Origin of the sequence: Agrobacterium larrymoorei, from assembly GCF_037722385.1 — a bacterium.
Lineage (GTDB): Bacteria > Pseudomonadota > Alphaproteobacteria > Rhizobiales > Rhizobiaceae > Agrobacterium > Agrobacterium larrymoorei_C.
On sequence record NZ_JBBKAQ010000001.1, the window covers coordinates 692,629 to 717,734 of the forward strand.

A 25,106-nucleotide genomic window follows, 5' to 3' on the forward strand; every position below is an offset into this window, starting at 1 on the left:
CTCAAAAACGCCGAACGAATTTTTCGTTACAGGCGTCTGTGTCTGGTCTCTGCACCACATCGGCGTCATCCGTGAGATTCTCATGCAGGACGCCGGGGACCGTGTGGGGTTCGGAGACTGCCAACCAGTCCCTAAGGGAAGGGCAGCAGTTTGCGTTGCTGTCGCTGATTAGGCCGCGGCCCTGAGATCGAAATTTGCATGGATCACGTCGTAAGTGACGTGAATTTTTCCGTCTCCAGTTTGCTCGAATATACCCCATTTTAACAACGCGGACGTGTCCTCGTGTAAGCGCTTGACGTCACGTTCGACGGCTCTGGCAAGATCGCGTATACTCGATGGGCCGATTTTCTGAAGATGCTCAATCAATTCCCATCTTTTGGGGCTAATGACGGAAAAAAGCTGCGCCGGCGACGAGAAGGTGAAGACTGCGACAGGCTCAGAGGAGTTGCCTGAGCGCATTGCGTTCGTTGCTCTGACAAACGCCTCATCAAGGGCAGCTTCACTGCCTGCTCGGATTTGAATTAAGGCTTCTCTCATGGTTTCTGCCTCCTCTTGATTATTTCCTTCCGAAAATCGGATAGGAGTGGATCGGTCGTCGTGAACAAGTAAGGATGTTCGGCTCCGTTAAGGTGACGATGATCGCCTTTGCCATGTTCGTTATCGAACCGACAATGCGGCGACCGTCCTTTCCGCAAAACAGTCGATACTTGAACAGGTGGGTGCTACCAGGAACGGGCTCCGGCATTTTTTAGACAACGATCTCGACGATCGCACCGTCTAGCAAAACAGTTTTGGAACCCTCGATAAGGATCGCCACAATCATGTTGTCATTTACGCCATCGGTTCGGTTTGTTGTCAACGGCGGCGAGAGAGAGCTTTATGGTATATTATACCTATATATAATAAGTTAATACATACGTTATCTATTTTATACTATGTAAACGGAATAATTTACTCTGAAGCGGGTCGGCGTGCGTGATTTGCGAGCGACGCGAGTTCGCAAGTGGCAGGGATTGGCCACTTAAAGCGTGGATTTTCTGAGATGGAAAAATATAAATTGGTGAAAGCTATCTTGGGGGAAGGGATTTAGCGTAGATTGGTTGGGGTGCATTTGTTTGCGAGGACTGATAATTCTGACTGTTATAAATAGATGATTTTATAGGTTTTATGGTTGCGCGAAATCAAAATGATAGTGAATCCTAGGGCACACAGGTGGGAAGGCAGATTGGAAAGGGCGGTGATAATTGGTGGCGATCAATCGTAATAACAATATCATGATATTGTTATTACGATTGATCGCCACCAATTCTCAGCGCCCTTCCAATCTGCCTTCTCATCCATATACCCCTAGGATTCGCCCATCATTTTGATTTCTCACAATCAGAAAACCTATAAAATCATCTATCTATAACAGTCAGAATTATCAGTCCCCGCAAACAAATGCACCCTAACTAATCCACGCTAAATCCCCTCCCCAAGATAGCTTCAATTAATTTATATTTTTTGCCTCGGCCAATCTACACTTTAAGTGCCAATCCCTACCACTGGTGAACTCGCGTCGCTCGTAAATCACGCGAGCCAACCCATTTCGGGGTAAATTATTCCATTTACATAGTATAAAATATAGAATATGTGTATTAATTTAGTATATATAGGTAAAATATACCATAAAGCCCTCTCTCGGACCTTTGCCGCCGTTGACAACAAACCGAACCGATGGCGTAAATGACAACATGATTGCGGCGGTCCTTACCGAGCGTTCCAAAACTATTTTGCCAGACGGTGCGATCGTCGAGATCGTTGTCTGAAAAGTGCCGGAGCCAGTTCCTGGTAGCACGCACCTGTTCAAGTATCGACTGTTTTACGGAACGGACGGTCGCCGCATCGTCGGTTTCGACAACGAACGCGGTAAAGGCAATCATCGTCACCTTGACGGAGCTGAGCATCCTTACTCGTTCACGACGACCGATACCCTCCTGTCGATTTTCGGAAGGAAATAATCAAGAGGAGGCAGAAACAATGAGAGAACCCTTAATTCAAATCCGAGCAGACAGTGAAGCTGCCCTTGATGAGGCGTTTGTCAGGGCAACGAACGCAATGCGCTCAGGTAATTCCTCTGAGCCTGTCGCAGGCTTCACCTTCTCGTCGCCGGCGCAGCTTTTTTCCGTCATTAGCCCCAAAAGATGGGAATTGATTGAGCATCTTCAGAAGATCGGTCCATCGAGTATACGCGGACTTGCCAGGGCCGTCGAACGTGACGTCAAGCGCGTACACGAAGACACGTCCGCGTTGTTGGAGTGGGGTATATTCGAACAAACTGGAGACGGAAAGGTTCATGTCCCCTACGACGTGATCCATGCAAATTACGATCTCAGGGCCGCGGCCTAATCAGCGACAGCAACGCAAACTGCTGCCCTTCCCTTAGGGACTGGTTGGCAGTCTTCGAACCCCACACGGTCCCCGGCGTCCTGCATGAGAATCTCACGGATGACGTCGATTTGGTGCAGAGACCAGACACAGACGCCTGTAACGAAAAATTCGTTCGGCGTTTTTGAGGTGCCAAGGGGAAAACCGTTCGGCGGGATTGCGCCAACTCCGGTCTCGGCGGTTTAGAGCCAATCGCAGACGTCAGCTCTGCGCCAACTGCGGTCATCGCGCCTTTGAAGAATTTGCTTAGCCACCAAGCTTCTGACCGAAGTAGGTGCCCGCGAACCCTCCACATCCCGCAGCAATGCATGATACCCAAAATGTGGCGTCGAAAGCACCCGCAAGCCACACTGATAGGCCAGCGGAGATGCCTCCTAAAACACTTGGCAGATGTTTTGTCATTTGATCCCCAAACCTAAACGCAAGTCGACTTGGATGAGCTTAGCTCAACTTCTTCTCGAAACAACTTATATGTCCGCTTTGGGCCGATTGCAGACGTCGGCTCTGCGCCAATAACTGTCATGTGAGAAAACACCGCGACCATTGCGCCGAATCTGGTGCCGGAAAGCGATCTGCCCAATGTGATTGCTTGGAATTCGTCGTCATGGCAACTGGCGTCCATTCTCTAAGCGCGGGAGACGAAGCGCCCAAGTAGTCCAGACAGTGCAACTTTCACCTCACGTGCTTAGCCGAGGGGTTCGCGAAAGATAAATGTTTCCGTTCCGGTCAGGGACAGAAGAGCGTCGACTATTGTCCAGGCACCATATACTGCGCAGGGAGTTTGAAGAACTTCTGGAATTCCGGCATCCTCGATTTCAGATACGTTGAGTGAAACCGTTGCGCCGCTAATGGGGCTGGCCGAAGCCGGATCAAAACTATGAAGGAAGGTTCGGGTCATAGGGCCAGCGCTCGCTTCAGGTCATCGTGCTCAAAGGCGCTCGACATACGGTTGATCTCCGCGGCACGGGCCCCCGCAGCTTTGGCTATTTCACGCCAAGTCGCCGTTACGGTCGCTACCTCCTTGATGATAGCGCGGGCCTGCCCTAGCGTAAGCGCGAAGTATCCTGAGGCCTCCTCCAGTAGATCGAGCGAACAGGTACCTTCGTCGGGGTCAATGTTGGTCGTCAGCACCCGTTCCTTGACGTCGGTTGGCACAGGGTTGAGGTCATAGGCCGGGGACAGCGACCACCCCGCTTTTCCGAGCCATAGAAAACCATGATTGCGCAGATGATCGTCTACGTTGGAGATGAGTACATTGAACACCACACGGCGATAGAGCGCCTGCGCGTCTGCTTTCCCCTTCGCCCCATGCTCGGCAAGAGCATCGACGATTTCGGGATAGCTGCCACGCTCGCCATCCTTCGCGCCCGTCATGGCCATCGCCGACAAGAACGGAATCCGGACTCCACCGTTGCGGTCGAAACGGCGTGACAGCATCACCTTCTTGCCCGCGACATCAATGAGTTCGTGCTGCGGCGTTGCGATACCAGCGTTTCCGGCCAGACGCAGAGCAATCTCCTCCCAAGTCTCGATGCTGTAGTCGTCGGTTTCCTTCGGAAATTTGGCGATGGAGAGGTGGCCATGCTGGTCGATGACCGATGCCTTTGGTCTGGCACCACCGAGCGAAGAACCAGGCGCGAAGATGAGTTGGAGATCCTCATCGGTTTCTTCATCGCGCAGGATACGTTCGGTTATCTGTAGCAATAGGCCCAGTTCGATAAGGGCGGGGACACCGGCTAGTATTGGCGCCTGAAATTGGTCTTCGCCAACCCGGCGAAAACGGAGCGCACCAAGGCGGGTCTCGTCAGCAACGCCAAGGAGATAATCACTCTCTGCGAGCGTGCGGACAGCTCGGCCATCGCGCTGGGCCGTACGGCGCTCGGATCGTTGCATAAGCCGGCGGCCCCAGGTGTCAGGGGCCGAATCGCCGATGGAACCGAATGTCGTGAGTCCAGAAGGCGGCGCGAAGGCACCACGAGTGAGGGCGAGAGCTGGTTCCAGCGAAAAGCGATCTGGGGCTTTAAGCCACCCACTGTCATATTCGAACAACACGGTCTCAGAACCCCGAACGCGGTTGCTTCTGGCCAGCCCAACCGACCGTGTTTGACCATGGATATCAAGATGGACTTCAAAATCAGCCATCGCGCGACGATCCGATCGGGCGCTTAGGGTGGGCGTGCTTCGGCAAGTCGGAACTGGCTAGTGACTGCCCCACGCTGTCATTTCTGATGTCGGCGATCTGACTAAGGCCATCAAGTAAGCCAAGGGCGTGCAGGACACCGGCATAAATACCGATACTGACGCTCGTGTCGCCGGCTTCAACTCGCTGGAGCGTGGAGCGGGACGTAAAGGCCCGTTCGGCCACAATCGCCATGGGCAACCGTCTCCTGAGGCGGGCATCACGGATGTCCGCTCCAAGCTTCCGCAACGCTCGCCGTACAGCGGCGGGAGGGTTATGAGGAGTAGGCATGTTAGCTTCGCGCTCCAAATCGCCGCGATGTGTAGCACGAAGTTTACATTAACGCGACACAAAAACAACGATGTCAGAAGTCATCGCGGCTGGGGGATTCACAGAACACCTCTGATGCTCCAATCCACGAGGTGGGCACTCAGCTTCACTCGGAAAATGGGAGCACCAAGAACATCATACCCCCGACATACTGTCCGCCAAGTGATCGCGCGCTTGTTGTATGATATCGGCGAATACCCTTTCCATAAGAATGACACGACTGATGATTTTGTCCTCGAAGGTCAGATGGAAATCGATATCGAGGGAGAACCGCCCCGCACAATTAAGGCCGGCGAACTATTCGTCTTCCCAAAAGGGGTTGTGCATCGCCTTCGAGCAAACAAAGAGGCAAGGTTCTACTGATAGAATCGAAGGGCGAGCCGAATTTAGGCGATTCAGATCGCGAACCAGAACCCAACCCGCGCATCTGAAAGAACTTCACCCGTTCTCAAGCCACAGCCAGCAGCGGAGCGGTCTAGGGCGCCAACTAAGCTGCGGTCGTCACGGATGCCTCGATAAGGTGAGCCGCGATTGCTAGCCAAGTTGCAAAACACCTTGGCAAATCAGACGGCGCAACAATCGAAAATAGCCGCTACGGCTGCCCCCGCGAGACATCCTGCTCCAGCTTCTGGATATGCTCGTCGCAGACGACCTTCACCAGTTCAAGGAGATGGGCAGTCCGCTCACCCAGCCAAACGAGGGCCTCTTCGCTGATCTCGAAATGCTTTGAATATCGAGCCTTAACATAGGCTTCGTTAATCGTGTTAAACCAGGCTCTCTGCCGGTGGTGATCCCGTGGAAACGCTTCCACGAGACGCAGGTCCTGCTCCTCGGCAAGAGACCGCAGGAACTTCACGTTGTGCGAAGGCGGACCGTAGTTGGTTAAAGCTAGCAAGACGCAGGAGTAGGCCTGCTCAAGAGTTTGATGTAGCGCGAAAGCAGCGTCTTTCCGCCATTTCGCATCGATCGTAGAGTTCGAAAGCTGGAACGCAGCGGTTTTTAGTGATCGTTCTGCGTTTGGAAGCCTTTCAAGAAAATGCTCTCGCGCCACGTTCAATCGTTCCTCAGCCGTCAGTAACTTTGGCTCTGCCAGCGGCTCGTCATCCAGTTCGTAGAGAACGATGCCTTCCTTGCGGATATCCGAGAAGAAGTAGTGGCCCTTCTTCAGTTCCGTGTTCACCTCCCTCAGCGAGTGCACGATGAACTGCGTCGGCGTTTCGATGAAGCTGTCGCGGATGATCCGGTCTGCCGCCTTGTACCAATAGGCGGCATGGTCCGTCAGCTTGCGATTGTTGACGATCACCAGCAGATCGAAATCCGAGCGATAGCCCTTCATCGTATGCGGCTCATCGACAAACGTGCCGCGGGCATAAGAACCGAACAGGATGATCTTGAGAATGCGTCCGCGCTTCTTGAAGTCGGCCGTGCCTTCGTTCAACGCATCCTCGAACTCCTCGTGCAGGATCTCCAGCGCACGGGCGAGCTCTCGCTGCTTTCTATGCGGGATATGATCGAGGGAGGATTTCATCATGGGAACGGGGTCTGACTGGCTTCCGATTGTCGCTGCGATCTTATCGCGCTGGTGGTATCCATGGACCTTATACGCTTCGCAACATTCATCAAATGGCAAAAGTGCTAGTCGACTTTTGGAGGTCAGGATACGGCTTGGCACCTAGCTCGATCCTCATGTGGCACATCGCACGGGTGATCTCTCTTTGTGTTGCACACCTCTTGGAAGAGAGACCCCGCGTAATGCGCCTTACCGTTCAACCGAACGAACTGATAGGAAGGCAATTGCTTCGCCGCTCGCTGTCTGGAACCAGCAGAATCCAAGCGGGTTAGTCTCCCTCAACATGAGGAGAAGAACGATGTCGGAGACAACACGAGGCCGTAACCAGGATCGCGCACGCGTGGCAGGTGGACAGGATCATGAAGTCCGCTACGAGGCCAACAAGGAACAGGTTTCGAAGGACGATGTGAGGAGTGCGATCAAGTCGGTCGGCAACAGCCGCGACTTGGTCGAAGACGAGCTCGATCGCAAAGGCTGATTGCCACTTGTCCATGATCAACGAACGCCGCCTTGGTGTCATCCAGGCGGCTTTCGTTTGTCGTCGGACGTCTTGCCCGTCGATGGCGTGATCGGTGTTTCCCTCTCTACCTTCAGAGCAAGATGCGCGCCTGTCCTGCCGCTCACTTCGGCGCTATGTGTGAGCGCGTTCCCGTCAGGACAGGCTCGATCATCGCCTTCCATCTTCCGTCGCAGTGAGTGCCCGTTCTCGTTGCTTGCTGAACCGCGTTGACGTGCGATGTCGATGGCTAGGTCAGCGCTTTGCCTGTCGCTTGCATCGCTCTCAAATCCGCTCGAACAATCCTTTGAACTCCTTGTCCTCGTAGTACCGGATCTTACGAAGCTTCGCCGGATAGTGCCCCTGCCGAAGAAGGATCATCCTGTCGTCAGGCAGTCGCATGATCTCATCGGCATTGATGAGGTTGCGGGCAGCGATATGCTCCGAGTTGGTCTGCTTGCCCTCCCCATAGGACGCCGTCATGTAATGCGCATCGCGCTTGCCGATCGAACGCGCAACAAGCTCGGCCGTCTCGATGTCACTGACCCCAAACACCTGCAGCACGGCGGCATTGGCAAGAAAGGTATTGGCACCTTTGCCGTAGAGCGCACGCAGCTGATGAATGTCCTGAAGGATCGGCCAGAGCTGTACGCCATACCCTGCCATCAACCCCATGGCCCGCTCGACAGCCTGAAGCCGTCCAAGGCTTGCAAACTCATCGAGCAGGAACAGAACAGACTTGTTTGCGGGAACGACTGTCTTTCGCTTGCCGAATGTTGTAGCGGCCCCTTCTGGCGGGGTAACGCTTTCGAGTGGTGAAGCGCCTCTGCGCGCGCTGGCCATCTCCGTCAGGCTCTGACTGATCATCAATCGAAGCCATCGTGCATAGCTGCCAAGCCTGTCCGGTGGAAGCACCAGGAACACGCTCTGCGTCCTCTGCTTCAGATCGATGAACTGGAAATCAGATCGCTCCATCACCCGCTTCATTCGTGGACTGTCGAGGAAGTGAGTATGACGCTGCGCCGATGACAAGACGCCCGATGCCTCGCGATCGGATTTGCCCAAATGCCGGTTGGCGGCGCGCGCTATCAAACCATCGCAGCATCTGCTCTCCTGCATCCGCGTCAGAAGGTCGGCAAACGCCTTTGGCGGTCTTGTCAGATAGTCGCGCAGCGTTGCCGGATGACGAAGAGGCGGTGGCTCGCTCGCAACCACCATCATGATCAATCCGGCAATCAGTGCCCTGGCTTCCTCGTTCCAGTGTGCGTCACCTGAACTGCCTGGTTCGTCATAGACCAGAGCATCGGCAAGCGTGCCGGCATGCTCGGCGATATCGAGATCATTGGCATCGAGATGCGCGAACGGATTGAAGCAGGAGGATTGCCGTTCCGTCACCCCGAACGGGTCAAGCACATGCAGTGCGCCAAAGCCTTCCCTTGCTCGCGCCGTGATCCTGGCATTCTCGCCTTTCGGATCGATGCAGATGATCGAGCGTTCCGCCGTTAGCAGGTTTGGAATGATCGTGCCGACACCTTTGCCGGTGCGCGTCGGCGCCATCGTCATCAGATGCGATGGACCGTCATAGCGCAGCAAAGCCTTCTTCTGCGGATCGCGCCCAATGATGAGACCGGCACGATGCTTCCCCGCCATCGATGCGATGTCCTTTGCACTGGCCCAGCGTGCCGTACCGAACACAGATTGAACCGGCACCTCGGAGACGAAGGCCCCCATGAATCCGAACACTCCGAAGACAAGCGGCAGGTGTTTTGCCACGACCAGCAGGACCTGACTGATCAGCCCCTGCTCCAGCCCGAATGCCCAATGCACCACGAAGTCGAGGAAGATAATGGTGCCCGCATTTACCCAGCCGATCGCTGCACAGATGGCTCCCAGAAATGGTGCTGTCACAACCGCCTTCACAAAGCCCCAGACCGTCATGACTGCACGGTGCCTCCGTCCTCGCTCGTGAAGCGTTGTGTGTCATCTCGAAGCGTCAGTGCAGCCTCATCGATGGCGCTATCCAGTCCAGTGCTTGGCGCCGCCCGGTTCGACGTATCGGTCTCATTCTGCGGCCAGAGCAGATCGACGAACAGCAGCCGGTCTGCATCGCGGCTGAGATAGGCCGGGAACTCGCGTGCCAGCCATTGACGCAGTTGTTTCCCGGTTAGCTCTCCGTGTTGATGTGTGGGATCACCGTCCCGCTCCAGCCGCTCCAGAACGAACGATCCAAGCAGCATCCTGCGCCGTGCCGTCTCTGCCCGCTGCTGCTTCTCCAGCCGCGATTGCAGCGCTTTCTTCTGTTCTTCCAGCTCCCTGATCCGCTGTTCGATGGGTTTGCGCATGCTTGCTCTCCCTCCTGATTGTGGGTCAAAGCCCGGCATTCAAGGAAACCCCTCTCGAATTGGCCACTGGCATTTGTGCTAGTTGAATACTGACCTCCCCAGAGCTACCCCCGGTTGAGGCACAAGGGCGCACTTACGAGTTGAGCGCTTTTTGGCGCGTGGTTTGCGCCTTTGGCCTGAGAACAAGGCGCAGTTGGAGACTGTCTGCCTGTCGGATCTGTCTATCGCGGGGGAATGATGGCGATCTATCATTGCAGCGCAAAGCCGGTCAGCCGATCGGGCGGCAGAAGTGCCGTCGCGGCCATCGCCTATCGGACAGCAAGCCTGCTCACGAACGAACGCGATGGCCTCACCCATGATTTTACCGCCAAGAAGGGTGTCGTTCACTCCGAAATCGTTCTTCCTTCCGATGTCGAGGCAGACTGGGCGCTGGATCGTTCAGCACTCTGGAATGCGGCAGAGAGGGCGGAGCGTCGTCGGGATTCCCGCGTTGCCCGTGAGTTCGAAATTGCTCTTCCGCATGAGCTGAGTGCAGACGCCCGCCTGTCTCTCGCCCGTGCCTTTGCCCAGGATCTTGCCGACCGCTACGGTGCTGCCGTCGACTTCGCCATTCATGTTCCCCAGGGCAAGAGCGACATCCGCAATGTCCACGCCCATGTGATGATGACGACCCGGGAGGTAGCACCAGACCGTCTTGGCGAGAAGACGATGATCGAGCGCGAGAACAGGTGGTTGCTGGCAAACAATCTGCCCACCTCGCACATGCAGATGCGCGATATCCGCAAAGCCTTTGCCGATCATGCCAACCGTCATCTTCTGGAGGCCGGTCTCGATATCCGCGTCGATCATCGATCGCATCTCGATCGCGGTCTGGAGCTCTCACCAACCGAGCATATGGGTGTGCATGCCAGCCAGATGGAACGGCGTGGGCTGGATGTTTCTCGTGCGCGTCTGGAAGACAAGGCAGCAAAGAAGAACGCTGATCTCATTCGCAGAAAGCCGGAAGAGGTTTTGCGGATTCTGACCGACGAGAAAAGCGTCTTCGATCGTCATGACATCGCCCGCACCATTCATCGCTACATCAACGACAATGATGGTTTCCAGCGTGCCTTTGCTGCTGTCATGGCCTCACCGCAGCTCATCGAGCTTCTGCCTGCGCAGAACAGCAAACTGGCGAAATACTCGACGCGCGAGATGATCAATGTCGAGCATGCGATGGCAGCAAGCAGCCTGCGCATGGCAGGGCGAAACAGCCATCGCGTGGGGACAAGCGTGGTCGATCAGGCGCTTCGCCGGCAAGATGCGATGCTGGTTGGTTCAGGTCTTACTGACGAGCAAAGAACCGCTGTTCGTCACATCACCTCACCTTCACAGATTGCAGCTGTCATCGGCTTTGCCGGGGCTGGTAAATCGACGATGCTGTCGGCTGCGCGCGAGGCCTGGGAAGCGCAAGGGTACCGCGTTCATGGGGCTGCCCTTGCCGGAAAGGCAGCCGAAGGTTTGACCACATCATCCGGGATTGCAGCGCGCACGCTTGCATCCTGGGAGTATGGCTGGAGCCGCGGCAGATACGAGCTTGGCAGCAACGATATTCTCGTCATCGACGAGGCTGGCATGGTGGCAAGCCGCCAGCTGGCGCGCTTCGTTGCAGAGGCAGAGAAGCGCGGTGCGAAGCTTGTTCTCGTTGGCGACCATGAGCAGCTTCAGGCGATCGGTGCAGGTTCGCCGTTCCGCGCCATTGTAGAGCGCATCGGCTCGGTCGAACTCACAGACATCCGCCGGCAGAAACATGACTGGCAGAGAGAAGCGTCTGTCGCTTTTGCCACGCATCGCACTGCGGAAGGATTGCAGCGTTATGCGGAGCGCAACAGCATCCGCTTTGCCAAGGATCGAGAGCAGGCCTGTGCTGAGCTGATCCGGGATTATCTTGCCGATCGGGCTCAGAACCCGGAAGGGTCACGCATCGCACTGGCGCATCGGCGGGTCGATGTTCGGGCCATCAATGACGGTATCCGGGAGCGACTTCAGGCGGAAGGATTGCTGGCAAAAAGTGATGGTCAAGCTCGCAGTGAACAAGGATACGGTGAAGGCCAGATAAACCGCGAAATCGTCTATCAGACGGTCAATGGCGAGCGCGCTTTTGCCCCTGGCGATCGCATCGTCCTTCTGGAAAACAACCGTGATCTCGATGTGAAGAACGGCATGTTGGGGACGGTGGAAGCCGTCGAGCCGAACGCACTACATTTGCGGCTCGACGGATCTTCGGGCGGGCAAAACAACGCCCGCTTTCTCGCTCTCCCGGTCAAAGATTACCAATCCTTTGATCATGGTTACGCCACCACCATCCACAAGGCCCAAGGCGCCACCGTCGACCGCACTTTCGTCATGGCATCCTCTACCATGGATCGGCATTTGACCTATGTCGCCATGACGCGCCACCGGGATGCGGTTACCCTCTATTCCGGTCGTGATGATTTGCATGACATGAAGGAGATGGTCGCCAGCATCGGGCGTTCGGGCGTCAAGGAAACCACGCTCGATTATGAGCAGGTGTTTGCCGAAAGGCGCGGCTTGCAGGCGAGAGCAAGCGGAACGGAGGAGCTGGAGGTCGCCAGGGTCGAGGCGAAAACGCATCAACAGGAACGCGGCCTCGCGCCACAGCAACCACTCGAACAACCGCGCTCACAGCAGCAAGACATCCCTGCCCCGCTTGTTGCTGCAATAAGGCATCACGACAGCACCGTCGAAGAGATTGCGCGGAACAACGCCATGCCGCATCTGGAGCGTGAGATCGTGCATCTGCAGTCGATGGCAGGCCCGGTTTACCAGGATTCCTTCTCCGCAACGCTCACCTTCAAGGGCCTCATCCTCGATGAAAAGATCGACAAAGCCGAGTTGGTCAGAGCGGTTCGCGAACGGCCGGAACAGTTTGGGGTTCTGCGTGGCAAGACCGGCCTGTTCGGCGACAATGCAGGGCGCAAGCAGGCGCTGAGCAGAGCGCAGGGCCTCTCCAACCACGTCGGGTATGCTGCAAAGACCTGGGAGCGGCGATTGGACGACGCGCGTCGGTCGGAAGAGTGGCAGCGCGAGAAGCGTGACATCGTCGAAGTGCCAGGTTTGACGCCCAAGAGCGAGGCAATCCTCAAGGCTTTCGATCAACTCGAACATGAGCAGAAGCCGCAGTTCCTTGAGCGGATGACGAAGACACCAGACGGTCAGCAGGCACTGGCCGAAGCAGCCACGATCGCTAGTGCGCTGGAGAAACGGTTTGGGGCGCGTAACAGGTCGGAGCTGGAAAAGATGGATCTACGGCTAGGCAGGGATCAGCTTCAGCAGGTCGATCGCATCAAGGCCGTGGCTAGGCTGGTCGAGAGGACGCACGTCGCAGAACAGACGAGGACGTATAGACTCGAGCAGTCGTTAAAGAAGGGGTTAGGCCTGGGGCTGTGAGCTATCTGGAAACGTTCAGAAGGCGCGACACCATCCTTGGCAACTTGATATTTGTTCGATTTTGAGGGTCTGGCCACTGTTTGCCGACGAAAGCGGAAGAATCCAGGTGCCAATGCGGATCAGTTGTAGGCTTCGATCATCGATCTCGACACGTCGCCAGCAAAGCAGATCGGCGAATAACCTCCCGGTTTCGAATAGGCGCTTCTGCTGCCGCATTTGCGGCCTCGCCGGTCCGTGCTGTAAGGACACGCACACGTTCCGGGATAGCCGGCGATCGACTCTGCGATGATCCTCTGGATGATGATCGAGGGAGAAATCTTCGGCTTGACCTCGACGGTCTGTTTGACCTCCGGCGCTTCTCGCTTCGCAACGGGCTCGTCATCGCTCAGAAATCTGGTCGCAACCGAGCCTTCGCGCCGGGTAAGGTCGTCGCTCACGCGCGACCACTGCCCTTCACGCGCCAGAACCATCACCTGTTTGCCTAGATTCAGCCGATCAAGGACACTGGCTCTTGCATTCGGCGCCTGTCTTAAGGCTACGCTCTTTCCCCGCACGAACCTGGGCTCAGCGCGCTCAGCAAGCTGCCGCTCCAAGCATTGAGCAGTCTTTGCCACAGGGCCTTAAGACGAACCCGATCGACTATTTCACCGATACAATGCTGCGCACTGACACGCCCGCTCCTGGTGCAGATCCGGACGTCGCTAACTTCCAGCGTCAGGCAGGTGGCATCCTGAGCAATCTGCTTTCCACGGGCGAAATATCAGATGGCGACAAGGCGTGGCTGGCCAACTAGATCGTTGCTCGCACGGGTATTCCGCAGGCAGACGCACAGAGTCGGGTGAATCAGACGGTCGAGCGTGTGCAGGCTGTGCGAACGGCAGCACAGCAGAAGGTTGACGAAGCACAGAAGAAACTCGACGAACTGAGAGTGCAGGCTGAGAAGGCGGCCAAGGACGCTAAGACAGCAGCGGCAGACGCCGCGGAGAAGGCTCGCATCACAGGCATTCTCACAGCATTCCTGTTGGCAGCTTCGTCACTCGTGGCCGCAGTTGCAGCCTATATTGGCGGCGTGCACGGCGGACGTCACCGCGACGAAGGTCGCGTGTGGGGTGGTTTGGCGTATAGCAAGTAAATAAACGCAGCGAGGTTCTTTGAAGAGGACCTTTGTGCTGCAGAGAATCGAAAGGCCGGTGCGGTTCGAGCCGGCCTTTTTTGTGTCGCTATTACCCCTTTATGACAGCGCTTGCCATGCATGCAGGCCTATTCCCACCATATGCATCTGTGGCTGTTAGGGAATGCAAATGGGCGATTTAAGAAACGGGCCGCACACCGTCGAGCAGCGAAAACGTCGAATGCGACGCTGATCGTCTCGCGTCTGACGATCCTTACTAGTGTAGAGTGCACGCTCGTCCGTAGATCTTAAAGCCTACCTCCCCGCCGAGTTTGCGTGTATCAAGGCCTCGATCTCTTTACCTATCCCGCCCATTATCCCAGCAGCTTCAACGGACCCAGATGACAGTCGTCGCATCCTATCTCTACCGCAACGGTAAGCGCGCCAATGAGGTCGCACTCTCATCGCAACCTTTCGAGATCACTGTGGGCGACTTTGTCTGGATCGGACTGACCGATCCGACGGTTGAAGAAATGGCGCGCCTCAAGGCGATGTTCGGGCTTCATTCCCTTGCGGTCGAAGATGCACTCAACGGACGGCAGGTGCCCAAAGTCGACATTTATGGGGATCAGCTGTTCGTCGTCGCCAAGACCGCTCATCTCGAGAATGACAAGATCATCTACGGTGAGACCTGTATCTTTGTCGGCCAGCAACACGTCATCACAGTGCGTCACGGATCGGCACGATCCCACCAGAAATTACGCGAGCAACTCGAGCAGGCACCGCAGCTCCTCTCGCACGGTCCCGACTATGTTCTCCACGGCATTCTTGATTTCATCGTCGATGGCTATCTGCCACTCGTCGAAACGATCGAAGACCGGGTGCTGAAGATCGAAAAGCACGTCCTCATTTCTTTCCTCGAACCGGAACAAATCCGCAGGATCTTCCGGATGCGCAGGCAGGTCATCAAGTTTCAGAGGGTAATTGGGCCAATGGCGGAAGTTGCCAGCAAACTCGCCCATCTCGAACTGCCCTGCGTTGACGACAACGCCAGACCGTTTTTCAGGGATGTTCATGATCATGTCCGCCGCGTGGAAAACATGGTGATCGGGCTACGCGACATCGTGACATCCGTCTTCGAAGCCGCAAATCTTCTCGAGCAACAGCGGCAAGGCGCGATCACTCGGCAGCTTGCCGCATGGGCGGCGATCCTCGCCGTGCCAACGGCTATCGCCGGGATATACGGCATGAACTTCGAAAACATGCCTGAGCTAAAAACAGAATACGGCTACTACGTTGTGATAGCCACCATTCTGGTCCTATGCGCTATCCTTTACTACCGGTTCAAGCGTGCGGGTTGGGTCTAGTCGCCAACGGGAAATATCACCCCTCCAATCTTCCGCACTGCGACTAATAATTCAGCTCCGATATACCTGTAGGATGTTGATCTTCTCCAATTGATCGTCTCCCGCGACGGCTTCTTTGCTTGTTCCGCAGCCGCCATCTCGCAACGCGGAGATTTTCAAAAAAGCTGGCGCGTCACATTCTGGTGTCTGTAACGCCGCCGGTCACCGGGGTGACGGACACTGATTTAATTCCTTAAATTGAGTCTCTTACGACCTAATAGCGATTTTCCTCAGAGATTGAAGATCAGCATTGAGTTCATCGCAGTGTGAAACAGAACAGGTAGCAATAGGCGGCCACTAAAGTAGCGTACAGCACCCAAGGAAAGCCCGATAGTCGCGTAATCTGCGAAAGCGGCGAATGAATTTGGGACGTGCGGAAGTACATATAGGAGCGACGTCGCAATTACGATCAGCCCTGCACCATATCCCCGCGCTGAAAGCTTATTCCAAAGATACCCGCGAAAGAATAACTCTTCCAACAACGGCGCTATGAAGCACACTGTTATCAACAACAATATGCCTGCGACAGTCGGATTAAAAGTAGTTGGATTGAATCCATTCCAGGCCGATCGTGAAGCCAGAAGACTCAAGCCTATCGCCACAGCAACCATTGTCGACCGTGCAATCGGGCTTTGTCTCAAAGCCAAGCGAGAACGGATTGCGAAAACACCAAGCACGCTGCTCAGGGTCAAGATAGGGACGAGATATGCGATATCGATACGACTGTCCTGCTCTACGCCAATTGCGGACATAATAAATCCCGACACGTGCGTTGCCAGAAAAGCCACCCCCATCGCGACGAAAATAAAGAAAAGATCAACTCTGCAGTCTAAAAAGACCATTTTAGGGATCGTCTTAGCTCCGGCGGTCGCTCGATTCCAGAATCGCTGCATATTCTATCCCGAAGAAGTTGCTGGCGGAGCTGCGTCTATTTCTTCTGCAGCAGAGGTTTAATAACGAAATCCCAAAAGAGGAACGAAATGAGAGGTGAAAGAAAGGCAAAAACGATAAAGCCCTTCTCGATGGAATGAATACCGAAGGGGAATAAAAATATAAGTAGCGGATTGATTATAAGAAGCGGAATCATCAGATGCAAATGCTTCAATCTCAGCTCCTGATCTAGAGATCATGGGCTGCACTGACTGCAACCCATGTCTAGGGTTTAGATAAAGCTATCTGCCGAACGTACCCGGTCCACCGCTATAATCGCCCATTGCGTTATAGCCACCGTAGTCCGGCGATGAGCCGCTTCTAATCCCGCTTTCAATCGAGTCTCCGATAGCGTATCCAGCAAGGCCACCGCCTGCCGCGCCAACGCGGCCGCCGAAAGGACCGCCTACAGCCGAACCAGCGCTACCTCCTACGACGCTGCCGACCGCAGCGCCTGTTCGACCGCCCCAACCGCTGTTTTGGTTGCCGCTCGAGCTGTTATCAGATGAACCACCCATAAAACTTCTCCCGTTGTTAGGGTTAGAGTTAAGTCTGACTTTTGCAAGAACAAATATCCGGGCGCTCGACATCAAAATCAACCCCAAAGATCATTGGTCGTATTCTAGAGCAACTAAAGATTGAAATTAGTTGTGCGTGATTAACACTCCCCTAAGGTGATTGGGGAGAGTAAGCTGCAGACGGTGGAAAATTACTCGCAGGTTGTTGAATCTTAGTTTTTGCCATTCCAAACAATGGCTTAAAATCCCGAAGGCTTGTTATTACAGTTAAGTTTTAGAAACAGTTGTTTCAAACTTCCGCCGTGTGACCTGTCGTTGAATTTATCCGTTTTTTCTTAAACCGAGGCACATTAGATCAACCAATGCGCGACAATGTGCCGGTTTTTCGCCAAATAATCGTGGCAAAATTGTGCAATCAGTCGGTTGGTATTAACAGGGAGCCTTCTAATGGAGAACACTAAGCAAGTTAAAGTTTTAACAGCCCTCGAGTCCCTAGGGAGCATTATTTTTCTAGCGATGAATTCTCCGGTCCATCGAAACTGGCTGATTTCTGACGTGGAAACAAATTTTCTTCCTGCACTGAGCACTGGCCAGTGCAAAATATATTTCGCCGGTCCCGAACGGCCGATAGCATTTGTTACATGGGCAATCGTCGATGACGCAACACATTCCAAGCTTCTGGAGGACGGTATAACGCCGCACGAGTCCAAGTGGGCGTCGGGCAAGAATCTCTGGTTTATTGACGTCGTCGCTCCCTTTGGCGATTCTGTTATGGTCATCAGGGATATGCGAAAGAACTATTTTTCAGGTCAGAATGCGTACTCAATCCGTCGGAATACCGACGGATCCATCAAAAGGTTTCAACGATGGTTTAATGTTAGGTAACCTTCGGTGATCATCGCTCACCGAAACTGTCTTGCAAAACCTTCACAATCGGCTCGAAGAAGTAGCTAATTAGGCGGCGCTCACCAGTGATGACATCGATTGTTGCCGTCATACCGGGCATGAAGGCCAGTTCTCGGCCAGATGAGAAGATCTTGCTTTGGTCCAACTCAATTCTGACCGCGTAGACCCACTTGCCTGCTGCACCTTCGCGCGCGTCGGCACCGACATTCGCAACCTTGCCGAAAACCATGCCGAATCGCTCGGGAGGAAAAGCGTCGAATTTAATAAAGGCTTTCTGCCCTGGCGAGATAAAACCGACGTCACGGTTCTCGAAGAAAGCTTCGATTTCTATTTTTCCATCGGAAGGAACAATGGACATCAGGTTTTCACCTGCTTCCACAAAACCACCTACCGTATGAACGGTAAGTTTTTCGACCTTGCCATTCGTTGGAGATTTGATGGTAAGACCTTCGAGCTGAATCTCCGCCGCTTTGAGTTCGGCATTGGAGGTCTGAAGTCCAATTTCGGCATCGTTAAGCTGTTTGCGGTAAGTGGATTGCGTTGTCGAAAACAGGCTTGCTTTCTGGCGAACCAAAACAGCCTCTTCTCCATCCAGCTCGCCAAGACGGCCTTCTGCTACGGTTACGTCGCCTTCCGAGGCTTTCAGCTCCCGCTGTCGCGTTCTATAGTCGAACTCGCTAATCGAGCCCTGTTTACGCAGACTATCGCTCGCTTGAAAGGTTGCCTGGACAATTTCTAGATCGGCTTGCGCTTGCGTTAATCTGGCTTCTTGGGCCTTTTGGGTTTTGTGAATTCGATCGATCTGCGCATCGATTTGAAGAACCTGGTCACGTAGGGCTGACAGCACCGTCTGGACAAGGAGTTCAGCTTCCGGCGCAACAACGTTCACTTCTCGACCCTCGTCAGGAAGCTTCTCGGCGGACATAGCCGAGCCTGAGAGGGGGGCGACGATCGCGCGCGCAACCTGTGCGTCACGTTCGTAGCGTTCGATGTCTGCTTCGATCTTCTTAATGGTGCTTTCAGCTGCAGCGGTATCCTGTCTTATTAGGATATCACCGGCCTTCACTGTCTGAGCTTCCGCAACAAGAATTTTGCCGATCTTTCCATCCGTCAACGGCTGGATATTCTGAACGCGTCCCGATGGGATAACGCGTCCAGTTCCTCTAGCGACTATTTCGATGGTCGCTACGAAACTCCCTGTCGCTATGATTAGGAACATTACTACAAAAAGCCACGCCGTTATGCGTATCGTTGGAGATGGTGGTTTGCTTGTCGGCTCCATGGTTTAGGCTCCAGCCTCAATGGGGATGGAGGTTGGCTTACTCTGAGGAGCAAGGATAATTTTGTTGACATCAGGTCCCAGCAGGTCTGGAATATGAGTGATTATGATGAGCGTTTTTTCTTTTGAAAGCCGCTGTAAGGTCTGCGAAATAAAACTAGCAGTCTGCAAATCCAAAGCGCTTGTTGGCTCATCCAGAACCATGGCCGACGGATTGCTCAACAGAGCACGAGCCAAGGCGATCCTTTGACGTTGGCCACCGGAAAGAAATCCTCCGTCTTCACCGACATACGCATCCAGCCCACCGGGCAGCCTAGCAACCACCTGGTCCGAAGCACTATCCTGTAGCGCCTTCATAACTTCTTCTTCAGTTGCATCGGGCTTTGCAAGCAGTAGATTATCACGAACAGTTCCGGAAAATAGAACGGCCTCCTGCGGTAAATAGGCAATCCGCCGGCGAACGGATCCCGGATCGAAATTTTGGATGTCTTCGCTGTTCGCGATTACCCGACCAGACTTGGGCGTGTAGAGACCGGCAATAAGCTTGCCGAGCGTTGACTTGCCGCAACCGGAATCGCCAACAATAATCGTTGGCCTCCTAATTCCAAACTCGGCGTTGAAGTTTTCAAGCACGGGATGATCCGGAATGTAGCTGAACGATACTCCTTCCATTTTGATCGTCAGTGGAGAGGTTGCAGCAATATCGGGTTTCACGACATCCTGTTCGGTGGCGGCATTAAGGAAATCCCCTAATCGGATGCGCGCTACGCGCATTCCTTGCCATTTTTCCCAGATTGAGGCCAATGAGGCAATTGGGCCGAACACGTGATTAGCAAGCAGATGAAACGCGATCAGCTCGCCCAGGGTAATTTCATTCTGAAAAACGAGTTGAGAGCCGAGAAATATGATAATGATCGACGGTGCTTTGCCGAAAATCTGTCCAAAGAAACCGTTCACGATATCGAGCTTGGCGACGCTGAAAGATGCGTCAAGCGCGTGGCCCAACGTATTCTCGAAGCGCGAAACATACCGTTCTTCACTGGCGAGAGCTTTGATAGCAGTAATGTTGCTGAACGCTTCGACCAGGCGCGACTGGTGGTGGGAATTGGCAAGAAATGCCTTCTGCATTCTCTGCCTCAAGAAGGGGCCAATGATCGCGAAAACGATCATCTGCAATGGAACACTTAGCAACACAACGATAGTCAGCGACGGGCTGATGGCCAGTAGCGCGCAGATATAGATGATCGAGAAAACTAGATCTAAAACCGCGGTGGACATAGTCCCTGTAAGGAAGCCCCGAGCAGTATCCGTCTCTCCGATGCGCGCCAACGTTTCCCCGACCGGCCAACGCTGAAGGTTCGGTAGTGGAAGGGAAAGAACATGGCGAAATATCCGCCCAGCAAGGTCGGCAATGAGCCGGTTCGACATGTGGTTGCCGAGATAGGATATCAAAGCAGTCAACGCCGCCACGAACAGCATCGTGACTAGCAGGACGAAGAGTATGACCGTTAGTGACGCTTCACGCTGGAAAGGCAGGACACGGTCGATCAGAGTCTGGAAAACAAATGGCTCAATCAGCCCTAACAGGCGAATAACGACCGCGATAACCATGGTTTCTGCAATGAGAGACGTGTACCTCCTGATCGATGTCGTGAACCAGGACAAAGGGACTGGCCGGGACGAAAATCTGGTCAAACTTCACCTTCGATCAAAATCCATTTCGCCGAAATACCTGCAACCATAACAAGTACATTTCTGACGGCAATTTGCAAGAATGGCTCCCACTCATCTCGGACAGCGCCGCCCCGAGCTGATCAAGGAATTGCGGAAGAGGGCTGAGCATCAAAGCGATGCAAGAGCATTCTTACGAAGCGATAACGCTGATCTGCATAAATGCGGGAAGGAACATTACGCGCTTGAGATACTCTACAAGCTTGCTCCACCGAACAGGGTGTGCTGGAGGACTTTAGCTTGGTGATGCGACAGCAACCGACCCGATATGGCGCTCGTTGTACCAACCGCTCTTCGTGTGTGCCTCGCACTCGAGGCGGATTCGCCAGCCCTGATACCGTGCCCTCCAAAAAGGGATTCCGCGTGACCGGACAACTGAACCCTTGTTGTGTCTTCCTGCAGTGCTTTCGACGCTCGCTTTAATTGCCCGCGGTCTTTTCCGCATCATCAAGGCGCTTCTCACGCGGATATTTCTTGATCGGGCCGTCGCGCACCTTCTCTGTTCAATCTCGCACTCTGCATCAAACTCGTGCCGGGCTTTATGGCATTGTAGAACGGCTCCAGAAATGAAAAGCGTCACAATCACTTCGGGCGGTGCACCATTGACACTATCCGTAGTGACTTGCGTCGCCGTACCTGGTAGGCAAATCGCGGCGGGACGAGGGGGCAAACCCTTGGACGCCGCCGCTTGTATGGTTAGCGCTCCGCTTTAGCCTTCCGCGATTACTAGCCAGAAGTCCCGCGAGGAGCTTTCGAGCACTTATAGCGCTCTTGAAGGGATATGAACCTGCGATCTGCTAGACCCTCTAAGCAACTGAATCTGCGCTTACTTTGCGGATTCGAATCTTTGGTCCGGCGTACAGCCCAACTATGGAACCAGGAAGGGCCCCGATCCGAGTGTACCGAAATTCCCCGTTACGTCAAAATGCCTCGCAAGGTTCGAACCTAGCCAGGCCTCAGTCCCTTCTAGGAGTTCGACCACAGTTGATCGATCAGATCACTATTTTCAATCGCCCTGTCGCACTGTCCGGCGGAAACACACAACCGTAGTCAAACTCGGCCTTCAGATCACCATCGTCCCATACAGCTCAAACGGAACCAGAATCTCGTCCTTCACGACTTTGGCGCGGGTCAATTTCGCCCGCCATGTGGATGTCATTCCTATAGGAAAGATTTCAGGCGGATTATTTGCAAATCCTTCATCCACGGCGCGTATTCCCGCGACGAGAAAATAGGAAGATACAATGGAAACCGCCACTAAAGATTTGCTTCGTTCGCTTAAAACGACAGCAGGATCGCGATTCAATGCTTCCAAGAGGCTTGCGCATGTCGACAAACGACTGACGGCCCTTACAGCTTTCACGTCAGCGCTCGTCATCGCCTCGACTGTTCTGCCGAAATTCGTTGAGCTTCCCAAAACAGGCCAGAACTGGCTGGAGCTAACAACGATCGCTCTATCCGTACTTCTTCTGGCTTCCTCTGTATTACAGTATGCAAGCAATCACGCCGTTCATTGAGATCATGAACCGTAGCGCCCTTGACCTACAGGAGCTGAAAAGAGAGCTTCAGTTCAGAGATGAAGATCTACAACGCGACCAGTTTTTAGAAATATCCAAGCGGTATAACCAGATACTTCAAAAGTATTCCCTGAATCACGATGACGTTGACTTCTGGCGTTACCAACTCGACTACTCAACCGAGTTCAAGCTTAAGTGGTTTGACAGGATCACGAAGCGGATAAAAATCCAAGTAGCATATCAGTACCCGTCAATCGTATTGTTCAGCATAGTGTCATTTCTCGCGCTGGTAATGTACCTTTCTCTCACATGGCCGGAGCCTACTGCGCAGTCGCCTCCTGCTCGGCCTACCCAATCCGTTCCCGGGCGATGAAAACAACATTCGTGATGCCGTTGTAATTGTTTGGGTCGCCGGGAATGATCGCGTACTGGACCCCTTTGCATCGGTGACGATGTCATCCTAGATAGCATTGCGCCTAAAGCTTGAGTTACGCATGGCCCGCCACGTAAGCCGCCGGTGAGGGCCGCCGGTCACGCGCTTGAGCGTCGACGGTCTGCGATATCCAATTCCATGGAAGCAGTTGCTCCAGCCTGGTAGTCGGCGTGTCCGCAATGCGGGAAAAAACGTCGCCAAGCCATGCATGCGGATCAGAGCAGTCCGAATGTTTCTTCCAAGATTCACCGCAAATCATCTACGCCATGACGCATCAATAAGAGCCTTCCAGCATTTCCTCGCTTTCGACTTCGCCTGTTTCCCCGGACCTGTTGGGTCGGAACGTGCGGCCCAATACCCGACGGGCAGGCTGGAGCGAATCGTAGAAATCGTCTGCTGCAAGGCTCAGACTTTCTGGAGCCAGCGCGTGGTTTACCGCGTCGGTGTCCCACTCCTTATTGAGCTGTTTCGCCAGAGCGAATACGACCGCTCTGCCAACACGCAGCATCATGCTTTTCTCAGCTTGGGCTAATGCCGCTTCGCGCATGCCCTCTACATCGGCGACAGAGGCGTAGGAAAGCTCAAGGATATCGCGCATCTCCTTGATGGACGGATAGAGCATGTTTAGGAATAGCTGACCATTGTTGTAGTATCGAGCGGCCCGACCGCGAAGCTGCTTCTCTTCGACCTCTTCGGGTGTCCTTAGAAGGATGATCTCCGGCGCGCGCTCGCGATCTTTCCATAGGTCCGCAGGCTTCGCGCCCTGTGGAGCGAGGCTTAGGTCGATGTGTTTCGTCTTCGGCTTCTCAGACGTTCCGCTCGAACCGTCCAAGGATTTCACAGGTTGATTCCCTATCCCTTGGTTGGGGTCGACCAGCTCGGAACCCGTCAGACCCAGGCGCGGAGCCACACGTCTCACACGGAGTTCGTCAAGCAGCTTCTGAAGCTCGCTCCGAATGTCGTCGTTCGATGTGCTTTCCGGCGCGAGGCTCCGAATTATGTCGATCAACCACTGCGGCCTATGTTGCGCGACGAGGTCTGCGAAATGAGCCGCCTGGACGACATCCTGCTCGCCCGTCCGGTAGCGCAAGAATTGGCGATAGCCTTCCGGTAGGACATTGCTGTTCTCGGGCAATTCGATGTGGACCGAGATGTGTTTCGAGCCGAAGGGAATGCCGAACATTGGCGCGTTGATCGCCCAGGCTCTCCCGGTTTTCACATCATACAGCTCGTCCTTGTAGACAACTCCGGTGAGGCTCAGCGCAGATTGGATGGCGCCGCTGATCGAGCGATTGTGGCTCGGCGACCTCTCGTATGGCGGATCGTAGAAGTATTGGATCTTGACGCCGTCAGCTGCTTCGACCGTTTCCGTGCGCTCGAAGGCACCTGAAGCGGCCCGGGCGGGCAACGTTTCGAAAGCGCGCGAACCCGCACCGAGCTTGTGCGTGCCGGATTGCAGCGTTACCTTTACCCGCGCGGGGATTCTGTAGAAGCGATGGTAAAGGTATGTCGCAAGCCATTGCGCGTCCACGGCCGGGTCGGAGTTATAAGGATCTCGAGCGGTGTGTTGCTCCTCCTGATTGCCAAGAAGGCGAACCTCCGTCCAATCCGCGTCGAGGTTATATCCTTCTTCCAGCGCAAGCGCGGTGACGTCCACTACCTCTGTGAATGTGCCATCCTCATGGATGCGCCGTAACCGACCGTAGCGCCCATCACGCTGGCAGAGTATGACTTCGTGTACACGCCCCGCTGTGCAGGACCTGTACACCATGCCGAGCTTGTTCGACGGGAGCGAAGCGACCTTTGCTCCCATGCCGAAATTTGCGTCGAGGCCTTTGGCTTTGCCGATGGACGACGCAAGGTCGCACATGCGGTAGAGTTGAGACGCATCCATGCCGGGCCCGGTATTCCAGATTGACAACTTGGGCGTTCCGTTAAAGTCCACGACCCTGAAAATGACCTGACGGCTATCTTCCGGAGCACGCGACGCAGCCTCCAGGGCGTTTTTAGTCAACTCGCGGATCATCATGATTTTCGGGCACCGCTCGATCGTAGTCGCAACCAGAAAATCGGTGTCGTCGATTTTTATTGGAGTAATATCGGGTGCGTCCATACCAGTTGCAAATCCAAGTTCTATTGCACTCATTAAGTATTCGCACCCACCGTTCGATATAGCAACTGGATGAGGCAAGCTAATATTCCGTTCAGATAGAAAAGCTTGGCCTAAACTGCTGGCATGATTAATTTTTGACCGAAGAGGGGAGGATGTCGACACTTCGGAACCAGGCATGCGGGCTCCGGTCGCGCTCTGGACAGCGACAAGCGAGAAACAAGCTACATGAAGGTGGAGAGCGACGCATGGGTACTTATGGAAGGCGCCGCGTATCGACTGAGTTACAGCTTTTGACATACCAAAAGGTCAACTATCGACATAAGATGTTATTTACCGGTCGATCAAACTACAGCGCGGTGGTCTACTGC

Annotated in this window: 20 protein-coding genes and 3 pseudogenes; 10 read left to right on the forward strand and 13 right to left on the reverse strand. The window is 54.4% G+C overall.

Going from position 1 to position 25,106, the window contains the following annotated elements; all coding sequences use genetic code 11:
- Positions 1 to 168: 168 nt before the first annotated feature.
- Positions 169 to 537 (reverse strand): transcriptional regulator, encoded by a 369-nt coding sequence (locus WKI41_RS03055; RefSeq protein WP_340192029.1) that lies wholly within the window; start codon positions 535 to 537, stop codon positions 169 to 171.
- A gap of 1,274 nt (positions 538 to 1,811) precedes the next feature.
- On the opposite strand from WKI41_RS03055, the gene WKI41_RS03065 reads away from it, so the two are divergent.
- Both WKI41_RS03065 and WKI41_RS03070 read left to right on the forward strand, forming a co-directional pair.
- Positions 1,812 to 2,000 (forward strand): toxin-antitoxin system TumE family protein, encoded by a 189-nt coding sequence (locus WKI41_RS03065; protein ID WP_340192031.1) that lies wholly within the window; start codon positions 1,812 to 1,814, stop codon positions 1,998 to 2,000.
- Between the two features lie 19 nt (positions 2,001 to 2,019).
- On the forward strand, positions 2,020 to 2,388 hold the full coding sequence (locus WKI41_RS03070; RefSeq protein ID WP_340192032.1) for a transcriptional regulator: 369 nt from the start codon (positions 2,020 to 2,022) through the stop codon (positions 2,386 to 2,388).
- Positions 2,389 to 3,321: 933 nt separating this feature from the next.
- Here WKI41_RS03070 and WKI41_RS03075 read toward each other — a convergent pair.
- The gene (locus WKI41_RS03075; protein WP_340192033.1) at positions 3,322 to 4,569 is read right to left on the reverse strand and encodes a type II toxin-antitoxin system HipA family toxin; all 1,248 of its coding nucleotides are present in this window, start codon (positions 4,567 to 4,569) and stop codon (positions 3,322 to 3,324) included.
- The gene (locus tag WKI41_RS03080; protein WP_340192034.1) at positions 4,562 to 4,897 is read right to left on the reverse strand and encodes a helix-turn-helix domain-containing protein; all 336 of its coding nucleotides are present in this window, start codon (positions 4,895 to 4,897) and stop codon (positions 4,562 to 4,564) included. Before WKI41_RS03080 ends, WKI41_RS03075 begins: the two co-directional genes overlap by 8 nt.
- Positions 4,898 to 5,125: 228 nt before the next feature.
- Here WKI41_RS03080 and WKI41_RS03085 point away from each other — a divergent pair.
- Positions 5,126 to 5,367, forward strand: a pseudogene (locus WKI41_RS03085) (cupin domain-containing protein); the annotation flags it as partial.
- A 161-nt stretch (positions 5,368 to 5,528) separates the two neighbouring features.
- Here WKI41_RS03085 and WKI41_RS03090 read toward each other — a convergent pair.
- Positions 5,529 to 6,467, reverse strand: a complete 939-nt coding sequence (locus WKI41_RS03090) for a nucleotidyltransferase and HEPN domain-containing protein (RefSeq protein WP_340192035.1) — start codon at positions 6,465 to 6,467, stop codon at positions 5,529 to 5,531.
- Between the two features lie 337 nt (positions 6,468 to 6,804).
- Here WKI41_RS03090 and WKI41_RS03095 point away from each other — a divergent pair, with 337 nt between their 5' ends.
- Positions 6,805 to 6,984, forward strand: coding sequence for a DUF3606 domain-containing protein (locus tag WKI41_RS03095; protein ID WP_340192036.1), 180 nt, complete (start codon positions 6,805 to 6,807; stop codon positions 6,982 to 6,984).
- Between the two features lie 303 nt (positions 6,985 to 7,287).
- Here WKI41_RS03095 and WKI41_RS03100 read toward each other — a convergent pair whose 3' ends face one another.
- Both WKI41_RS03100 and WKI41_RS03105 read right to left on the reverse strand, forming a co-directional pair.
- Positions 7,288 to 8,940 (reverse strand): type IV secretory system conjugative DNA transfer family protein, encoded by a 1,653-nt coding sequence (locus WKI41_RS03100; RefSeq protein WP_340192037.1) that lies wholly within the window; start codon positions 8,938 to 8,940, stop codon positions 7,288 to 7,290.
- The gene (locus WKI41_RS03105; RefSeq protein ID WP_340192038.1) at positions 8,937 to 9,344 is read right to left on the reverse strand and encodes a mobilization protein; all 408 of its coding nucleotides are present in this window, start codon (positions 9,342 to 9,344) and stop codon (positions 8,937 to 8,939) included. The genes WKI41_RS03100 and WKI41_RS03105 overlap by 4 nt, the downstream gene beginning before the upstream one ends.
- Positions 9,345 to 9,581: 237 nt before the next feature.
- Between WKI41_RS03105 and traA the strand changes: the two genes are divergently transcribed.
- Positions 9,582 to 12,794, forward strand: a complete 3,213-nt coding sequence (gene traA / locus WKI41_RS03110) for a Ti-type conjugative transfer relaxase TraA (protein ID WP_340192039.1) — start codon at positions 9,582 to 9,584, stop codon at positions 12,792 to 12,794.
- Between the two features lie 119 nt (positions 12,795 to 12,913).
- Here the strand turns inward: traA and WKI41_RS03115 are convergent, their stop codons facing one another.
- Positions 12,914 to 13,408, reverse strand: coding sequence for an SH3 domain-containing protein (locus tag WKI41_RS03115; protein ID WP_340192040.1), 495 nt, complete (start codon positions 13,406 to 13,408; stop codon positions 12,914 to 12,916).
- Between WKI41_RS03115 and WKI41_RS03120 the strand changes: the two are divergent.
- Together WKI41_RS03120 and WKI41_RS03125 are read left to right on the forward strand one after the other, a co-directional pair.
- Positions 13,357 to 13,926: pseudogene (locus WKI41_RS03120) on the forward strand (hypothetical protein); the annotation flags it as partial. The gene WKI41_RS03115 and the pseudogene WKI41_RS03120 sit on opposite strands and share 52 nt — an antisense overlap.
- A gap of 380 nt (positions 13,927 to 14,306) precedes the next feature.
- The gene (locus WKI41_RS03125; protein WP_340192041.1) at positions 14,307 to 15,272 is read left to right on the forward strand and encodes a magnesium and cobalt transport protein CorA; all 966 of its coding nucleotides are present in this window, start codon (positions 14,307 to 14,309) and stop codon (positions 15,270 to 15,272) included.
- A 269-nt stretch (positions 15,273 to 15,541) separates the two neighbouring features.
- On the opposite strand, the gene WKI41_RS03130 is transcribed toward WKI41_RS03125, so the two are convergent.
- Together WKI41_RS03130 and WKI41_RS03135 are read right to left on the reverse strand one after the other, a co-directional pair.
- Positions 15,542 to 16,204 carry a CPBP family intramembrane glutamic endopeptidase gene (locus tag WKI41_RS03130; RefSeq protein ID WP_340192042.1) on the reverse strand — a complete coding sequence of 221 codons (663 nt, stop codon included), beginning with the start codon at positions 16,202 to 16,204 and terminating at the stop codon, positions 15,542 to 15,544.
- A gap of 279 nt (positions 16,205 to 16,483) precedes the next feature.
- On the reverse strand, positions 16,484 to 16,759 hold the full coding sequence (locus tag WKI41_RS03135) for a hypothetical protein (protein WP_340192043.1): 276 nt from the start codon (positions 16,757 to 16,759) through the stop codon (positions 16,484 to 16,486).
- A gap of 447 nt (positions 16,760 to 17,206) precedes the next feature.
- On the opposite strand from WKI41_RS03135, the gene WKI41_RS03140 reads away from it, so the two are divergent.
- Positions 17,207 to 17,644 carry a toxin-activating lysine-acyltransferase gene (locus WKI41_RS03140; protein ID WP_116494802.1) on the forward strand — a complete coding sequence of 146 codons (438 nt, stop codon included), beginning with the start codon at positions 17,207 to 17,209 and terminating at the stop codon, positions 17,642 to 17,644.
- 10 nt (positions 17,645 to 17,654) lie between these two features.
- Here WKI41_RS03140 and WKI41_RS03145 read toward each other — a convergent pair whose 3' ends face one another.
- Together WKI41_RS03145 and WKI41_RS03150 are read right to left on the reverse strand one after the other, a co-directional pair.
- The gene (locus WKI41_RS03145; RefSeq protein ID WP_340192044.1) at positions 17,655 to 18,947 is read right to left on the reverse strand and encodes an HlyD family type I secretion periplasmic adaptor subunit; all 1,293 of its coding nucleotides are present in this window, start codon (positions 18,945 to 18,947) and stop codon (positions 17,655 to 17,657) included.
- A gap of 3 nt (positions 18,948 to 18,950) precedes the next feature.
- On the reverse strand, positions 18,951 to 20,555 hold the full coding sequence (locus WKI41_RS03150; RefSeq protein WP_340192045.1) for a peptidase domain-containing ABC transporter: 1,605 nt from the start codon (positions 20,553 to 20,555) through the stop codon (positions 18,951 to 18,953).
- A 1,364-nt stretch (positions 20,556 to 21,919) separates the two neighbouring features.
- On the opposite strand from WKI41_RS03150, the gene WKI41_RS03155 reads away from it, so the two are divergent.
- Positions 21,920 to 22,192, forward strand: a complete 273-nt coding sequence (locus tag WKI41_RS03155) for an LPXTG cell wall anchor domain-containing protein (RefSeq protein ID WP_340192046.1) — start codon at positions 21,920 to 21,922, stop codon at positions 22,190 to 22,192.
- A 4-nt stretch (positions 22,193 to 22,196) separates the two neighbouring features.
- Entirely contained in the window at positions 22,197 to 22,565 is a 369-nt protein-coding gene (locus tag WKI41_RS21710; protein ID WP_425340985.1) for a hypothetical protein, read from the forward strand.
- A gap of 115 nt (positions 22,566 to 22,680) precedes the next feature.
- On the opposite strand, the pseudogene WKI41_RS03160 reads toward WKI41_RS21710, so the two are convergent.
- Positions 22,681 to 22,842: pseudogene (locus tag WKI41_RS03160) on the reverse strand (transposase domain-containing protein); the annotation flags it as partial.
- A gap of 57 nt (positions 22,843 to 22,899) precedes the next feature.
- Positions 22,900 to 24,915, reverse strand: coding sequence for an ATP-binding protein (locus tag WKI41_RS03165; RefSeq protein ID WP_340192047.1), 2,016 nt, complete (start codon positions 24,913 to 24,915; stop codon positions 22,900 to 22,902).
- Positions 24,916 to 25,106 lie beyond the last annotated feature (191 nt).

Coding starts and splice junctions, on each gene's coding strand:
- WKI41_RS03055 (WP_340192029.1), bottom strand. CDS start 537: ATGAGAGAAGCCTTAATTCAAATCCGAGCAGGCAGTGAAGCTGCCCTT.
- WKI41_RS03070 (WP_340192032.1), top strand. CDS start 2,020: ATGAGAGAACCCTTAATTCAAATCCGAGCAGACAGTGAAGCTGCCCTT.
- WKI41_RS03075 (WP_340192033.1), bottom strand. CDS start 4,569: ATGGCTGATTTTGAAGTCCATCTTGATATCCATGGTCAAACACGGTCG.
- WKI41_RS03080 (WP_340192034.1), bottom strand. CDS start 4,897: ATGCCTACTCCTCATAACCCTCCCGCCGCTGTACGGCGAGCGTTGCGG.
- WKI41_RS03090 (WP_340192035.1), bottom strand. CDS start 6,467: ATGATGAAATCCTCCCTCGATCATATCCCGCATAGAAAGCAGCGAGAG.
- WKI41_RS03095 (WP_340192036.1), top strand. CDS start 6,805: ATGTCGGAGACAACACGAGGCCGTAACCAGGATCGCGCACGCGTGGCA.
- WKI41_RS03100 (WP_340192037.1), bottom strand. CDS start 8,940: ATGACGGTCTGGGGCTTTGTGAAGGCGGTTGTGACAGCACCATTTCTG.
- WKI41_RS03105 (WP_340192038.1), bottom strand. CDS start 9,344: ATGCGCAAACCCATCGAACAGCGGATCAGGGAGCTGGAAGAACAGAAG.
- traA (WP_340192039.1), top strand. CDS start 9,582: ATGGCGATCTATCATTGCAGCGCAAAGCCGGTCAGCCGATCGGGCGGC.
- WKI41_RS03125 (WP_340192041.1), top strand. CDS start 14,307: ATGACAGTCGTCGCATCCTATCTCTACCGCAACGGTAAGCGCGCCAAT.
- WKI41_RS03130 (WP_340192042.1), bottom strand. CDS start 16,204: ATGCAGCGATTCTGGAATCGAGCGACCGCCGGAGCTAAGACGATCCCT.
- WKI41_RS03135 (WP_340192043.1), bottom strand. CDS start 16,759: ATGGGTGGTTCATCTGATAACAGCTCGAGCGGCAACCAAAACAGCGGT.
- WKI41_RS03140 (WP_116494802.1), top strand. CDS start 17,207: ATGGAGAACACTAAGCAAGTTAAAGTTTTAACAGCCCTCGAGTCCCTA.
- WKI41_RS03145 (WP_340192044.1), bottom strand. CDS start 18,947: ATGGAGCCGACAAGCAAACCACCATCTCCAACGATACGCATAACGGCG.
- WKI41_RS03150 (WP_340192045.1), bottom strand. CDS start 20,555: ATGGTTATCGCGGTCGTTATTCGCCTGTTAGGGCTGATTGAGCCATTT.
- WKI41_RS03155 (WP_340192046.1), top strand. CDS start 21,920: ATGGAAACCGCCACTAAAGATTTGCTTCGTTCGCTTAAAACGACAGCA.
- WKI41_RS21710 (WP_425340985.1), top strand. CDS start 22,197: ATGAACCGTAGCGCCCTTGACCTACAGGAGCTGAAAAGAGAGCTTCAG.
- WKI41_RS03165 (WP_340192047.1), bottom strand. CDS start 24,915: ATGCCTGGTTCCGAAGTGTCGACATCCTCCCCTCTTCGGTCAAAAATT.